At 62.3% G+C, this 13,613-nt stretch carries 11 protein-coding genes and 1 pseudogene; all 12 read right to left on the bottom strand.

Translation table 11 applies throughout. The features are described from left to right. Positions 1-17 precede the first annotated feature (17 nt). The 12 genes and pseudogenes from dtd to PSH84_RS06550 all read right to left on the bottom strand — a co-directional run bounded on the left by dtd (position 18) and on the right by PSH84_RS06550 (position 13,602). The gene (gene dtd / locus PSH84_RS06605) at positions 18-455 is read right to left on the bottom strand and encodes a D-aminoacyl-tRNA deacylase (RefSeq protein WP_053117600.1); all 438 of its coding nucleotides are present in this window, start codon (positions 453-455) and stop codon (positions 18-20) included. Further along, the gene (gene pip, locus PSH84_RS06600) at positions 452-1,423 is read right to left on the bottom strand and encodes a prolyl aminopeptidase (RefSeq protein WP_003196909.1); all 972 of its coding nucleotides are present in this window, start codon (positions 1,421-1,423) and stop codon (positions 452-454) included. Before pip ends, dtd begins: the two co-directional genes overlap by 4 nt. Positions 1,424-1,528: 105 nt before the next feature. Then, the gene (locus PSH84_RS06595) at positions 1,529-2,443 is read right to left on the bottom strand and encodes an alpha/beta hydrolase (RefSeq protein ID WP_122565276.1); all 915 of its coding nucleotides are present in this window, start codon (positions 2,441-2,443) and stop codon (positions 1,529-1,531) included. Between the two features lie 161 nt (positions 2,444-2,604). Continuing rightward, complete coding sequence (locus PSH84_RS06590; RefSeq protein ID WP_305469328.1) at positions 2,605-3,552, bottom strand: choline ABC transporter substrate-binding protein; 948 nt, start codon at positions 3,550-3,552, stop codon at positions 2,605-2,607. Between the two features lie 298 nt (positions 3,553-3,850). Beyond that, on the bottom strand, positions 3,851-4,654 hold the full coding sequence (gene hutG, locus PSH84_RS06585) for an N-formylglutamate deformylase (RefSeq protein ID WP_305469326.1): 804 nt from the start codon (positions 4,652-4,654) through the stop codon (positions 3,851-3,853). An 11-nt stretch (positions 4,655-4,665) separates the two neighbouring features. Next, a pseudogene (gene hutI, locus PSH84_RS06580) lies at positions 4,666-5,870 on the bottom strand (imidazolonepropionase). A gap of 128 nt (positions 5,871-5,998) precedes the next feature. Then, positions 5,999-7,531 carry a histidine ammonia-lyase gene (hutH, locus tag PSH84_RS06575; RefSeq protein WP_122565272.1) on the bottom strand — a complete coding sequence of 511 codons (1,533 nt, stop codon included), beginning with the start codon at positions 7,529-7,531 and terminating at the stop codon, positions 5,999-6,001. A 117-nt stretch (positions 7,532-7,648) separates the two neighbouring features. Next, positions 7,649-9,172, bottom strand: a complete 1,524-nt coding sequence (gene hutH / locus PSH84_RS06570) for a histidine ammonia-lyase (protein ID WP_305482423.1) — start codon at positions 9,170-9,172, stop codon at positions 7,649-7,651. A gap of 175 nt (positions 9,173-9,347) precedes the next feature. Continuing rightward, positions 9,348-10,178: a quaternary amine ABC transporter ATP-binding protein gene (locus PSH84_RS06565; RefSeq protein ID WP_050586211.1), complete on the bottom strand. Its 831-nt coding sequence runs from the start codon at positions 10,176-10,178 to the stop codon at positions 9,348-9,350. Then, entirely contained in the window at positions 10,175-11,026 is an 852-nt protein-coding gene (locus PSH84_RS06560) for an ABC transporter permease (protein WP_122565270.1), read from the bottom strand. Before PSH84_RS06560 ends, PSH84_RS06565 begins: the two co-directional genes overlap by 4 nt. Positions 11,027-11,096: 70 nt before the next feature. Next, on the bottom strand, positions 11,097-12,065 hold the full coding sequence (locus PSH84_RS06555) for an ABC transporter substrate-binding protein (protein ID WP_014336129.1): 969 nt from the start codon (positions 12,063-12,065) through the stop codon (positions 11,097-11,099). Positions 12,066-12,135: 70 nt separating this feature from the next. Continuing rightward, complete coding sequence (locus PSH84_RS06550) at positions 12,136-13,602, bottom strand: purine-cytosine permease family protein (protein ID WP_305469320.1); 1,467 nt, start codon at positions 13,600-13,602, stop codon at positions 12,136-12,138. Positions 13,603-13,613: the final 11 nt, after the last annotated feature.

Below are 13,613 nucleotides of genomic sequence, written 5' to 3'. Positions count from 1 at the left end.
AGATGTTTCAAACGCTTTCAGGACTGTAACAGGAAGGTTACCGGGCCATCATTGACCAGATGAACCTGCATGTCGGCGCCGAATCTACCTGATGCCACAGTGCCATGCACCTGTTTCGCCTGGGTCAGCAAATAGTTGAACAACTCTTCGCCCAAGGCCGGTGGCGCGGCCGTGGAAAAACTCGGGCGCAAGCCGCTTTTGGTGTCGGCCGCCAAGGTGAACTGCGACACCAGCAGCAACCCACCACCGACATCCACCAAGGACAGGTTCATCTTGCCCTCGGCGTCGCTGAACACTCGATAGTTAAGCAGTTTGTGCAGGAGTTTGTCGGCGCTGGCCCGGGTATCCCCGGGCTCAACGGCCACCAACACCAGCAAGCCCTGGTCCACGGCCCCGACGATCTCGCCCGCCACTTCGACCCGGGCGCCACGCACCCGTTGCAACAGCCCCTTCATGCTTCTTCGGGCGGCAGATCAAGCAGGCGCCGGGCCATTTGCGCGGCGGCGCGCACCAGTGCATCGGTAATCCCCGGCTCCGAAGCGGCGTGACCGGCGTCGCGGATCACCTGCAGCTCGCTGTTGGGCCAGTTCTGATGTAGCTCCCAGGCATTGTCCAATGGGCAGATGACGTCGTAGCGGCCGTGCACGATGACGCCCGGCAAATGGGCGATCTTGCCCATGTCGCGAATCAACTGGTTGGGTTCGAGGAAGGCGTTGTTGGTGAAGTAGTGGCATTCGATCCGGGCGATGGACAGCGCCCGTTGCGGCTCGGAGAAGCGATCGACCACCAGCGGGTTCGGACGCAGGGTCGCGGTGCGACCTTCCCAGGTGGACCAGGCCTTGGCCGCGTGCATCTGGGCGATCTGGTCGTTGCCGGTCAGGCGTTTGTGGAAAGCGCTGAGCAGGTCATCGCGCTCGTCCAACGGGATCGGTGCGATGTAGTCCTGCCAGTAGTCGGGAAACAGGCGACTGGCGCCAGCCTGATAGAACCACTCGATTTCCTGCGGACGGCAGAGAAAGATCCCACGCAGGATCAGGCCATGCACCCGCTCCGGATGGGTCTGGGCATACGCCAGGGCCAGGGTCGAACCCCAGGAACCGCCGAACAGCACCCATTTCTCGATGCCCAGGTGCTTGCGGATGCGCTCCAGGTCTTCGACCAGATCCCAGGTGGTGTTGTTTTCCAGGCTGGCGTGGGGGGTGGACCGACCGCACCCGCGCTGGTCGAAGGTGACGATGCGGTACAGGTTCGGATCGAAGTAACGACGGCTCTGCGCATCGCAGCCGGCACCCGGGCCGCCGTGAATGAACACCACTGGCAGGCCTTCCGGGGAACCGCTTTCATCGACATAGAGCGTGTGGGTGTCATCGACAGCCAGATCGTGCCGGGCATGGGGTTTGATCTGCGGGTACAAAGTCTGCATTGCGCGCTCCGTAAGGGGTCGAGTCATCCCTGTAGGGACTTCTATTTAGTCTGCCGTTCGGCATCATAAACCCGAATGACCTTAATGAGCATGCCCCCTGCGCAGTCAAAGCATGTCAGCCAGGTACGCCAACAGCGTGCGATACATCCGATCGACCTCTGGCACCTGGCCCCGGCCACGCAGGCAACCGTGGACCAACCCTTTGCCGAGATACAGCACGGCGTCGCCTCCTGCGGCGTTCAGCCGCTCGCTGTAACGGACGCCATCGTCGCGCAGCGGGTCCCATTGCGCGACGGCGACCAGGGCTGGCGGCAAGCCGCTCAAGTCGGCGGCAAGTAGCGGCATGGCATAGGGCGAGGGCCGAGCGCCACCCAGGTACAGCGCCTCATAACGTGCCAGGTCGCGGCTGCTCAGGAGTGGGGCATCGAAGCACTCGTGGCGCGAGGGCAGATCCGCGGGGCCGCCGAGCGCCGGATAAATCAAGACCTGGGCCCGGGGTAATGGTTGTCCAGCGTCGCGCAAGGCCAGGCATAACGCGGCGGCGAGATTGCCGCCGGCACTGTCACCAACCACCAGCCGACGACGCGGGTCGATGGCAAACGGGGCGTCCGTCAGGTGACGCCACACTGCGAGGCAATCTTCGAAACCGGCCGGAAATGGATGTTCCGGGGCCAGCCGGTAATCCACCGCCACCACCAACGCGCCCAGCTCAGCCGCCAGCGCCATGCAGATGAAGTCATGGGAGTCCAGGTCCCCCACCACCCAACCGCCACCGTGCAGGTAAAGAAGGCATGGCCAGCCGGCAATCGGTGCCGCGCGCTGCGGGTAATAGGCCCGCACCGCCACGCCGGCCAGCTCGAAATCCTCGATGGCCAGCGTCGGCGGACATGGGGGACTGAACGCCCGGCACATTCGGCTGTAGGCCTGGCGCGAACCGGCGAGGCTGTCGTCCGGGCTGGTGAAGCTCAGGGTCTGGTCGATGAAGGCTGATATCTGTTTAGAGAGTGGATATGAGGCCATGATGAACACCACCTATTAAAATGTGGGAGCAAGGCTTGCCCGCGATGGCAGTGGTACATCCAATCGTTATTTCGGCTGACACATCGCTATCGCGGGCAAGCCTTGCTCCCACAGATAAATCATTCCACCACAGATAAATCACCCCGCCGCAGCTAGGTAGGTCATTTTTTGAGACTGGCCTGCACCGCCGCTACGCCATCCTTGCCATCAAAGCTCGTGACGCCAGCCAGCCAGCGCTGCAAATCCTCGGGATGCTCGCGCAGCCATTGCCGGGCGACATCCTGGGGTGTCTTGCGCGCCATGATCGGCACCATCAACTGACTCTCCTGGGCAGCGGTGAAGGTGAGGTTTTCCAACAGCCGGTTCACATTCGGGCACCGCTGTGCATAGTCCGGGGCTGTTACGGTGGACACGGTCGCGGCGCCTTCGTTCGGGCCGTAGACGTCCTCGCTGCCAGTCAGGTACGTGATATTCATATTGATGTTCATCGGGTGCGGGGTCCAGCCGACGAAGACCACGAACTCCTTGCGGTTCACCGCCCGCTGCACCGCCGCCAGCATCCCCGCTTCACCGGACTCGATCAGTTTGAAGTCCTTGAGGCCGAAGTGGTTGGTTTCAATCAGGGTCTTGATGGTGGTGTTGGCGCCGCTGCCCGGCTCGATGCCGTAGATCTTGCCGCCGAGCTGATCCTTGAACCGGGCGATGTCGGCAAAGGTCTTGAGCCCCGCCGCCGCCACGTAATCCGGTACGGCCAATGTAGCCTGGGCGTCGGCCAGGCTTGGTTTGTCCAGCACCTTCACCTGGTTGGCCGCCAGGAACGGCGCGATGTTCTTGTCCATCGCCGGCTTCCAATACCCCAGGAAGATGTCGAGCCGCTTGTCGCGGATGCCGGCGAAGATGATCTGTTGCACGGCGCTGGTCTGCTTGCTGTCGTAGCCCAGTCCGGTGAGCAGCACATCGGCCATGCCGCTGGTGGCGATCACATCGGTCCAGTTGACCACGCCCATGCGCACGGTCTGGCAGGACGCAGGCTCGGCGGCCATCGCGCCGGTGCTCAAGATAGCGGTACCGCAGAGGATCGACAGACAGCCTTTGAACAGTCTTTTCATCGGGGGAGGTCTCGTGCGGCAGCGGATTATTGTAGGTCGGTGTCTTGGCGCACCGTGACCGGAACATTACGCAGCGTTGAGGGGGCGAAGGTGAACTGTGGCGACGCGGTTTTGCACGGTGGCGACAGTTTCCGCCCGAGGCTCAAGAACAACACAAACCTGTAGCGAGAGGATCTGTGGGAGCAAGGCTTGCCCGCGATGAAGACACCGCGGTTCCCCTGAAACCGAGGCGCCTGTATCGCGAGCAAGCTTTGCTCCCACAGGTAAGTCCCCTCGCTCCAGGAGTATTGGTAGGCCTTTATTTCTTGTAAGCCTGCTGCCCCCACGCCAACAAACCTTCCAGCAATTCCCTGAGCACCACCTGGGTCGGCGCCGCCAGATCCGGGCGGTAGTTGAACGGTTCGAACTCTTCCATGTAGGTGCTCTGGCACAGTTCCAGTTGCACCGCATGGATGTCTTCGGCCGGGTTGCCATAGTGCCGCGTGATGTGGCCACCCTTGAAACGCCCGTTGAGCACGTGGGTGAACTGACCATGGCGGGCGCAGATGGCTTCGAGTTTACTGGCCAAGGTCGGATCGCAACTGGCACCGTTGAACGTTCCGAGGTTGAAGTCCGGCAGTTTGCCGTCGAACAGGTGCGGGATCATCGAGCGAATCGAGTGGGCATCGAACAGCAAGGCATAGCCGAACTCGGCCTTGAGCCGTGCCAGTTCCTGCTGCAGTGCTTGGTGGTACGGCATCCAGACCTGTTGCAGATACGTCGCCCGTTCCTCGGCCGACGGTTCCAGCCCTTCGCGAAACAACGGCACGCCATCGAACAGCGTCGCCGGGTACAACCCAGTGGTGGCGCCGACGTACATCGGTTTGTCATCGGAGGGGCGATTCAGGTCGACGACGAACCTCGAGTACTCCGCGGCCAGGGTGCTGGCGCCCAACTCATTGGCGAATTCATAGAGCTTGGGAATGTGCCAGTCGGTGTCCGGCAGGCTCTGGGCTTCGGGAATCAACCCGGCCTGTACCGCCGGCGTCAGGCGCAGGCCGGCGTGGGGCATGCTGACCAACAGCGGCACACGCCCTTGCTTGAAATTCAGGACCTTCTCCACAACCGTTCTCCTCAATCGATTTCCACGCCGTGACGCACGACGCGTTTTTCCAGATCGCCACCGAGCCAGTACGCCAGGTCGGCCGGGCGGTCGATGTGCCAGGCGACAAAGTCCGCGACTTTGCCGACTTCCAGCGAACCGTGGGTGTCAGCCATGCCCAAGGCCTGGGCCGCATGAATCGTCGCCCCCGCCAAGGGCTTCTTCCGGGGTGATGCGGAAACAGGTGCAGGCCATGTTCAACATCAAGCGCAATGACAATGCCGGCGAGGTGCCGGGGTTGAGGTCGCTGGCCACGGCGATTTTCACCCCGTGCTTACGCAGGGCATCCATAGGCGGCAGTTGAGTTTCGCGCAGGAAATAAAACGCCCCCGGCAGCAACACTGCCACGGTGCCGGACTCGGCCATGGCCTTGGCATCGTCCTCGGTCATGAACTCCAGGTGATCGGCCGACAGCGCCTGGTAACGCGCCGCCAGGCTGGAACCGTGCAGCGACGACAGTTGTTCGGCGTGCAGCTTTACCGGCAGCCCCAGTTGTTGTGCGGCGATGAACACGCGCTCGACCTGGGCCGGGGAAAACGCCAGGTATTCGCAAAAGGCATCCACCGCATCCACCAGCCCCTCGGGCCGCCAGGGCCGGCAGCATCTCGGTGCAGATGTGTTCGATGTAGTCATCGGCGCGATCTTTGTATTCCGGCGGCAAGGCGTGGGCCGCCAGGCAGGTGCTGCGTACGCTGACCGGCAACTCGGCGCCAAGGCGACGGATGACTCGCAGGATCTTGCGTTCGCTGGCCAGGTCGAGGCCGTAGCCGGACTTGATTTCCACTGTGGTCACGCCGTCGTGCATCAGACTCTGCAGGCGCTTGGCGGCACTGGCGAACAGCTCGTCTTCACTGGCGGCGCGGGTGGCGCGCACGGTGCTGGCGATGCCACCGCCGGCCGCCGCGATCTCGGCGTAGCTGACGCCTTGCAGGCGCTGTTCGAACTCACCGCTGCGGTTGCCGCCAAACACCGTGTGGGTGTGGCAATCGATCAACCCCGGCGTGACCCAGGCGCCCTTGAGGTCGTTGACCGCTGGATAGTCACCCGTCGGCAGTTCGGCACGCGGACCGATCCAGTGAATGTGCTCGCCCTGGGTGACAATGGCCGCGTCTTCGATGATCGAGTAGACGCCCTGGGCCATGGTGGCGGCGTGGCAGTTTTGCCAGAGGGTTTTCATCCCGAGTCTCCTCGTCTCATTCAAAATCGATTCGCGAGCAGGCTCGCTCCCACAAGGGCCAGGGTGTATCCCAAATGAATGTTCAACCCCTACCCCTGTGGGGAGCGAGCTTGCTCGCGATGAGGCCCTTACAGGCTCGGCAACAACTGCGCCGTGACCAGCTCATTCAGGCAACGACTGGCCAACAATTCAGTAGCCGCATTGATGTCCGGCGCAAAGAACCGGTCCTTCTCATAAAACGGTACTTCTGCACGCAGCAGTGCCCTGGCCTGCTCCAGTTTGGCGGAGGTCTTCAAACCGCCGCGCAGGTCCAGCCCCTGGCACGCCGCGAGCCATTCCACCGCCAGAATCCCACGGGTATTTTCGGCCATTTCCCACAGGCGCTTGCCAGCAGCCGGGGCCATGGAGACGTGGTCTTCCTGGTTGGCCGAGGTCGGCAGGCTGTCCACCGAATGGGGATGGGACAGTGCCTTGTTTTCGCTGGCCAGGGCGGCAGCGGTGACCTGGGCGATCATGAAGCCGGAGTTCACCCCGCCATTGGCCACCAGGAACGGCGGCAGTTGCGACATGTGCTTGTCCATCATCAACGAGATACGACGCTCGCTCAGGGAGCCGATTTCGGCAATCGCCAGGGCCATGTTGTCGGCGGCCATCGCCACCGGTTCGGCGTGGAAGTTGCCACCGGAAATCACGTCACCCTCGGCGGCGAACACCAGCGGGTTATCCGACACCGCGTTGGCCTCGATCACCAGCACCTCGGCGGCCTGGCGGAACTGAGTCAGGCAGGCGCCCATCACTTGCGGCTGGCAGCGCAGGGAGTACGGGTCCTGGACCTTGTCGCAGTTCTGGTGCGAATCGGAGACTTCGCTGCGCTCGCCCAGCAGATCGCGGTAAGCGGCGGCGGCATCGATCTGGCCTTTCTGGCCGCGCGCGGCATGGATGCGCGCATCGAATGGCGAACGCGAGCCGAGCACCGCTTCCACCGTCAGGCTGCCCAGGGCCAGGGCGCCGGCAAACAGGTCTTCGCCTTCGAACAGGCCACGCAGGGCAAACGCGGTGGACACCTGGGTGCCGTTGAGCAGCGCCAGGCCTTCTTTGGCAGCCAGGGTCAGCGGCGCGAGGCCAGCGACTTTCAGGGCATCGACAGCCGGCAGCCATTCGCCTTTGTAGCGGGCCTTGCCTTCACCCAGCAGCACCAGGGACATGTGGGCCAGCGGTGCCAGGTCGCCGGAAGCACCGACCGAACCTTTCAGCGGAATGTGCGGATAGACCTCGGCATTGATCAGCGCAATCAGCGCATCGATCACCTGCCGGCGAATGCCCGAAAAACCCCGGCTCAGACTGTTGACCTTGAGCACCATGACCAACCGCACCAGCGCATCGCTGATCGGCTCGCCCACACCGGCGGCATGGGACAGCACCAGGGAGCGCTGCAGGTTCTCCAGGTCTTCGCTGGCGATGCGGGTCGAAGCCAGCAGGCCGAAACCGGTGTTGATGCCGTACGCAGTACGGTTCTCGGCCAGGATCTGCTCGACACAGGCGACGCTGGCTTCGATCTGCGCCGACGCGCTGGCGTCGAGGCTGAGGGTCACGGGTTGCTGATAGATGTCACGCAATTGAGCCAAGCTCAATTGGCCGGGAATCAGGTTTAAGGCAGTCATGTATTGCTCCTTTTGAGAGTTTTGTTTTTTCACCCGCCAGTCGCTCCGGAATGTTCCGTTATCCGTCACCCTCGCCTTTTGGGCGATGGATGCCTTGGCACGCCGGCGGTTTTTTGATCAATTCAAATTCGGTAAAGCATCGTGCAGCACGGTTGGATCTTTAAGCAGCGCCGCAGCACTGGCGATGTCCGGCGCCAGCCAGCGGTCCTGGTCGTAGGCCGGTACGCGCTCGCGCAGCAGCTTCCAGGCGATGTCGGTGCCGGCGCCGAAGCGCTGGGCCTTGAGAAACTCAAAGGCCTGAGCCGCCAACAGGTATTCGATGGCGAGGATCTGCGTGCAGTTTTCCAGCGCCCGGTGCAGCTTCAGGGCCGCGTTGGTGCCCATGCTCAGGTGATCTTCCTGCAAACCGGAGGTGACGAAGTTGTCCAGCACCGCCGGTTGCGCCAGTTGCTTGTTCTCCGCGCACAGCGACGCGGCGACATATTGCACAATCATCATCCCCGAGTTCACGCCGGGGTTGGCCACCAGGAAGGCTGGCAGGCCGCTGACGTGGGGGTTGATCAAGCGGTCGAGGCGACGCTCGGCGATGGAACCGATCTCTGCCATGGCAATCGCCAACAGGTCCGCCGCCAACGCCATCGACTGGCCGTGGGGATTGGCCTGGGACATGACCCGGAAATTCTCCGGCGTACCCAGCAGCAGCGGATTATCGGTGACCGCGTTGAGTTCGGTTTCGATCTGTTGCCGGGCGTGGGCCAACTGATCGCGAGCGGCGCCATGCACCTGGGGAATCGAACGGATGCTCAAGGCGTCCTGGGTACGGATGCCCAGGCTCGCGGCGATGACCTCGCTGCCGTCGAGCAATGCCCGCAAATTCACGCCGACCTGCTGCATGCCCGGGTGCGGCTTGAGGGCAATGACGTCGGCGTCGAACGCGGCAATCTGGCCGCGCTGGGCCTCGAAGCTCATGGCGCCGATCACGTCGGCCCATTGCACCAGGCGCGTCGCATCGGCCAGGGCCAGGCAGCTCAGGCCGGTCATGCACGGCGTGCCGTTGACCAGGCACAAACCGTCCTTGGCCCCCAGTTGCACCGGTTGCAAACCCTCTGCCGCCAAGGCCTGTTGCGCCGGGACTATTTGTCCGCGGTAGCTGACCTGGCCGACACCCAGCAGTGCGATGCCGATGTGGGCCATGTGGGTCAGGTAACCCACCGACCCCTGGGACGGCACTTGCGGCGTGATACCGCGATTGAGCAGCGCCAGCAACGCCTCGACCACTCGGCGATGGATGCCGGATTTGCCGTGGCTGTAGTTGAGAATGGCGGCGCAGATAATCGCCCGGGTCTGCTCATCGCAAAGCACCGGGCCGACGCCACAGGCATGGCTGAGCAGGGTGTTGCGCGACAGCTGGCTGAGTTGTTCGTCCTTGAGCGAGACATTGCACAAGGCCCCCAGGCCGGTGTTGACGCCATAGGCGCGCTCGCCGCTTGCGACGATGCGCTGGACGATGGCCTGGGCATTGTCGATCCGCGCCCAGGTCTGGGTCGACAACTCGAGCACAGCGCCGAAGCGGGCGACAGCGACGACGTCCTGCCAACGCAATGGAGCGCCGGTGATGATGATTTTTTCAGCCTGGGACATCTAAAGCCTCATGCACATAAAGTTGCCAATAACATTTGTGGCAAGGAGCGGACATCTGTGGGAGCAAGGCTTGCCCGCGATAAAAACAACGCGGCCTCTCTGGAACCGAGGCGCCTGTATCGCGAGCAAGCTTTGCTCCCACAGATAAATCCCCTCGCCACAACTGAGTTCAGCCTTACACCACCGCAGCCCTACGCTGCACAAACCGATCGACATACTCATCCGCCGGCGAGTGCAGGATCTCTCTCGGCGTGCCGACCTGGATCAGCTTGCCGTCCTTGAGAATCGCAATACGATTGCCGATGCGCACGGCCTCGTCGAGGTCGTGGGTGATGAAGACGATGGTCTTGTGCAGGGTCTTTTGCAGTTCCAGCAACTGGTCCTGCATTTCCGCGCGGATCAACGGGTCGAGGGCGCTGAAGGCTTCGTCCATCAGGATGATGTCGGTGTCCGCCGCCAGGGCCCGGGCCAGACCGACCCGTTGGCGCATACCGCCGGAGAGCTGGTGCGGGTATTTGTTCTCGTAGCCTTTCAGGCCCACGGTGTTGATCCAATGTAGCGCACGCTCGGCGCACACCTGCTTGCTCTCACCGCGCACTTTCAAACCATAGGCGACGTTGTCCAGCACGCTCTTGTGGGGCAACAGGCCGAAGCTCTGGAACACCATGCTGATCTTGTGCCGGCGAAACTCGCGCAGGGCATCCATATCCAGTTGCAGGATGTCTTCGCCGTCCACCAGGATCGCGCCACTGGTAGGGTCGATCAGCCGGTTGAAGTGGCGCACCAACGTGGACTTGCCGGAACCGGACAGGCCCATGATCACGAAGATCTCACCGGTGCCGATGCTCAACGACAGGTCGTTCACACCGACCACGCAACCGGTTTCCGCCAGCACCTGGTCCTTGGTCTTGTTCTGGCGGATCAGCTCCAGGGCTTCCTTGGAGCGATTGCCGAAAATCTTGAAGACGTTCTTGACTTCGATCTTGCTGATGGCTGCGTTGCTCATTTGCTCACCTCATGCCGAGGACGACCATAGGCCTGGGTAATGCGGTCGATGACCACGGCGAGAATCACGATGGCCAGCCCCGCTTCCAGGCCGCGTCCAACGTTGAGGGTCTGGATGCCCACCAGTACGTCTTCACCCAGGCCTCGGGCGCCGATCATCGAAGCGATGACGACCATCGACAAGGCCATCATGGTGGTCTGGTTGATCCCGGCCATGATGCTCGGCAGGGCCAGGGGCAGTTGCACGCCGAACAGCTGTTGCCAGCGGTTGGCGCCAAAGGCGTTGATGGCTTCCATCACTTCGCCGTCCACCTGGCGGATGCCCAGGTCGGTCAGGCGAATCAACGGCGGCGCGGCGTAGATCACCGTGGCGAAAATCGCCGGGACCTTGCCCAGGCCGAACAGCATCAACACCGGAATCAGGTACACGAAGCTCGGCATGGTCTGCATGATGTCCAGCAACGGCATCAGCACCGAACGCAGGCGATTGCTGCGCGCCGAGAGGATGCCCAGGGGAATGCCGATCAACACCGAGATCAGCGTCGCCACCAGCATCAACGCGAGGGTCTGCATCAGCTTGTCCCACAGGCCCACCGCGCCCACCAGGAACAACAGGCCGACGATCACCGCCGTGGTCACGACCTTGCGGGTGGCGTGCCAGGCAACGCCGCCGACGATGGCCAGCATCAGCCACCAGGGCGCCATGCGCAGCACACCTTCGAGGTTGACGATGGCCCACAGCAGGGTGTCGGAGATATGCCGGAACACATCGCCATAGTTGGTCACCAGGGAGTCGACCCAACCGTTGACCCAATCGGCGATGGAGAAGGTAAAGCTTTCGGGAAACATAAGAGACTCTCGATCAAGTGGATGCGGTGAACGTCCCGGCCAGCCCTAAGGTTGGCCGGGGGTATTCGACCTACAGAGCCGCGTCGATTTTCTTGGCAGCGTCTTCACTGACCCAGGCGTGCCAGACTTCAGGATGTTCCTTCAGGAAGATCTTCGCCAGTTTCGGCGACTCGATCCGCTCCTTGGCCATACGCCCGAGGTTCTGGTTCAGGATATCGATGGGCAGGTTGACCTTTTCCAGCACCGCCACCAGTTCCGGGGCTTCGTCGTGGAAGGTCTTGGACAGGCCGACCTTGATGCTTACGCTCTTATCCACGCCCGGTTTTTCTTCCAGTTTCACCAGGTCCACCTGGCCCATCAGCGGTGTTGGCGACCAGTAGTAGAACAGGATCGGTTCGCCACGCTTGTAGCTCGACAGCACCGCCGCATCCAAGGCCGGGCCGGTGCCTGGGCGGAAGTTGGTGTAGGTTTTTTCCAGGCCGTAGCTTTTCAGCATTTCGCTGTTGTCCAGCTCGCAGGTCCAGCCGGCCGGGCAGTTGTAGAAGCGGCCCTTAGACGGTTCTTCCGGGTCCTTGAACACGGCAGCGTATTGGCCCAGGTCGGCGATGTTCTTCAGGCCCGGGGCCTTGGCTTCGAGCTTGCGCTTGGCGTCGCCTTCAACCACGTAGCGTGGCACGTACCAGCCCTCGATGGCGCCCACGACCGGGGCACCGACGCCGACCACCTTGCCGGCTTTCTCGGCCTTGTTCCAGACTTCACTGCGGCCGACCCACTCTTCGGCGAACACCTGGATGTCGTTGCTGCTCAGGGCGTTTTCCATGGTGATGGAGTTGCCCGGCAGGCTGTCGGTCTTGCAGTCGTAGCCTTTTTCCAGCACCACTTGCAGGACGTCGGTCAGTAGCATGCCGCTTTCCCAGTTCAGGCCGGCGAACTTCACCGGTTTACCCGACTCGCACCAACCCGCCGCTTGCGTGGCGCCGGCGCTTGCCAGCAGGCCCATGGAAAGCAATGTGGTCAGCAGGGTCTTGTTCGACTTCATTATGTGACGCTCCTAATCAGTTGGATTGGCTTACGGCAGTCAAGAGGCATCCAGCCCTGTCAACGTCCCATCAGACCGCTTGGATGCGGCCCGCCCTGCTCGGTTGTGCGTCAACCGCGTCCTGCTCGAGCGGCAGGATCAATTGATCGGGTACTGCGCTGTGCCACTTCTTGGCGAGGACGAAATACAGCGCCGCCGGGACCACCAGGCCGATGATCCAGGAGATATCCACACCGCCCATGGCTCCCACCAGCGGACCGGTATAGAACTTGGTGGCGATGAACGGCAATTGCACCAGCACACCGAAGACATAAACGCTGATGCCGAGGGCATTCCAACGACCATAGCGACCGTTCGGGTCGGCCAGTGCCGGCACGTCATAGCGCTCGCGCGTGATGCAGTAGTAATCCACCAGGTTGATCGCGCTCCAAGGCGTAAAAAACGCCAGCAAGAACAAGATGAAGGACTTGAACGCCCCGAGGAACGAGTGCTGGCCGAGCAGCGCGATCAGGGTCGCAGCGCCGACGATGACCAGCACGAAGATCAGCCGCTGCAAACGCGTGACGTTCAGGTGCCCCCGGAAACCGCTGATGATGGTGGCAATGCACATGAAGCTGCCGTAGGAGTTCAGCGTGGAGATGGTGACCTTGCCAAACGCGATGCTGAAGTACAGCAGCGCAGCGGTGGCGCCGGTACCCCCCAGGCCCACGACGTAGGCCACTTCGTGACCGGCGAATTGCCCATTGGCCGAGGCGGCGGCAAACACGCCGAGGATCATCGCCACCTGTGCGCCGATGACTGAACCGGCGCCTGCGGCAAAAAAGGTTTTCACCGAGGACGTCTTGCTCGGCAGGTAACGCGAATAGTCAGCCACGTAGGGGCCGAAGGCGATCTGCCAGGAGGCCGCGAGCGACACCGCCAGCAGGAAACTGCTCCAGCTGAAATGGCGGATCTGCAGGAGTGCGCCAACGTCCGTCTGGCTGATCAGTCGAGCGAACAGGTAAACAAAGGCAATCACACCAATAACGCTGGCGACACGGCCAATGAAGTGAATCACCCGATAACCGAGCACCGTGACCAGCACGATGACACTGGCGAAAATGAGGATGCCGACACTGTCGCTGACGCCAAACAACTGGCCCAGCGCCTGGCCGGAAAGCACGGTTCCCGTCGCGGTGAAACCCAGGTACATCAGGCACACCAGCACGATCGGGATGGCCGCGCCATACACACCAAACTGCACCCGGCTGGAGATCATCTGCGGCAGGCCAAGCTTGGGCCCTTGGGCGGCATGCAACGCCATGACGCCACCGCCGAGCACTTGGCCGATCAGCAAACCGATCAACGACCAGAACACATCACCGCCCAGCACCACCGCCAATGCACCGGTGACAATGGCCGTGATTTGCAGATTGGCCCCCATCCAGAGAGTGAACTGGCTCAACAGCCGACCGTGTCGCTCCGCTTCCGGGATGTAGTCGATCGAACGTTTCTCGATCAACGGCTTGCTGCTTGCGCGTTCGCTGGTGACAGCCATGGTTCAACCTC

Source organism: Pseudomonas beijingensis (assembly GCF_030687295.1).
Taxonomy (GTDB): Bacteria; Pseudomonadota; Gammaproteobacteria; order Pseudomonadales; family Pseudomonadaceae; genus Aquipseudomonas; species Aquipseudomonas beijingensis.
Note: the sequence above shows the minus strand (reverse complement) of the source record. Positions and strands in the feature narration are given on the sequence as shown.

Coding starts and splice junctions, on each gene's coding strand:
- PSH84_RS06560 (WP_122565270.1), bottom strand. CDS start 11,026: ATGTTTCCCGAAAGCTTTACCTTCTCCATCGCCGATTGGGTCAACGGT.
- PSH84_RS06590 (WP_305469328.1), bottom strand. CDS start 3,552: ATGAAAAGACTGTTCAAAGGCTGTCTGTCGATCCTCTGCGGTACCGCT.
- PSH84_RS06555 (WP_014336129.1), bottom strand. CDS start 12,065: ATGAAGTCGAACAAGACCCTGCTGACCACATTGCTTTCCATGGGCCTG.
- PSH84_RS06595 (WP_122565276.1), bottom strand. CDS start 2,443: ATGGCCTCATATCCACTCTCTAAACAGATATCAGCCTTCATCGACCAG.
- dtd (WP_053117600.1), bottom strand. CDS start 455: ATGAAGGGGCTGTTGCAACGGGTGCGTGGCGCCCGGGTCGAAGTGGCG.
- hutH (WP_122565272.1), bottom strand. CDS start 7,531: ATGACTGCCTTAAACCTGATTCCCGGCCAATTGAGCTTGGCTCAATTG.
- hutH (WP_305482423.1), bottom strand. CDS start 9,172: ATGTCCCAGGCTGAAAAAATCATCATCACCGGCGCTCCATTGCGTTGG.
- PSH84_RS06565 (WP_050586211.1), bottom strand. CDS start 10,178: ATGAGCAACGCAGCCATCAGCAAGATCGAAGTCAAGAACGTCTTCAAG.
- pip (WP_003196909.1), bottom strand. CDS start 1,423: ATGCAGACTTTGTACCCGCAGATCAAACCCCATGCCCGGCACGATCTG.
- PSH84_RS06550 (WP_305469320.1), bottom strand. CDS start 13,602: ATGGCTGTCACCAGCGAACGCGCAAGCAGCAAGCCGTTGATCGAGAAA.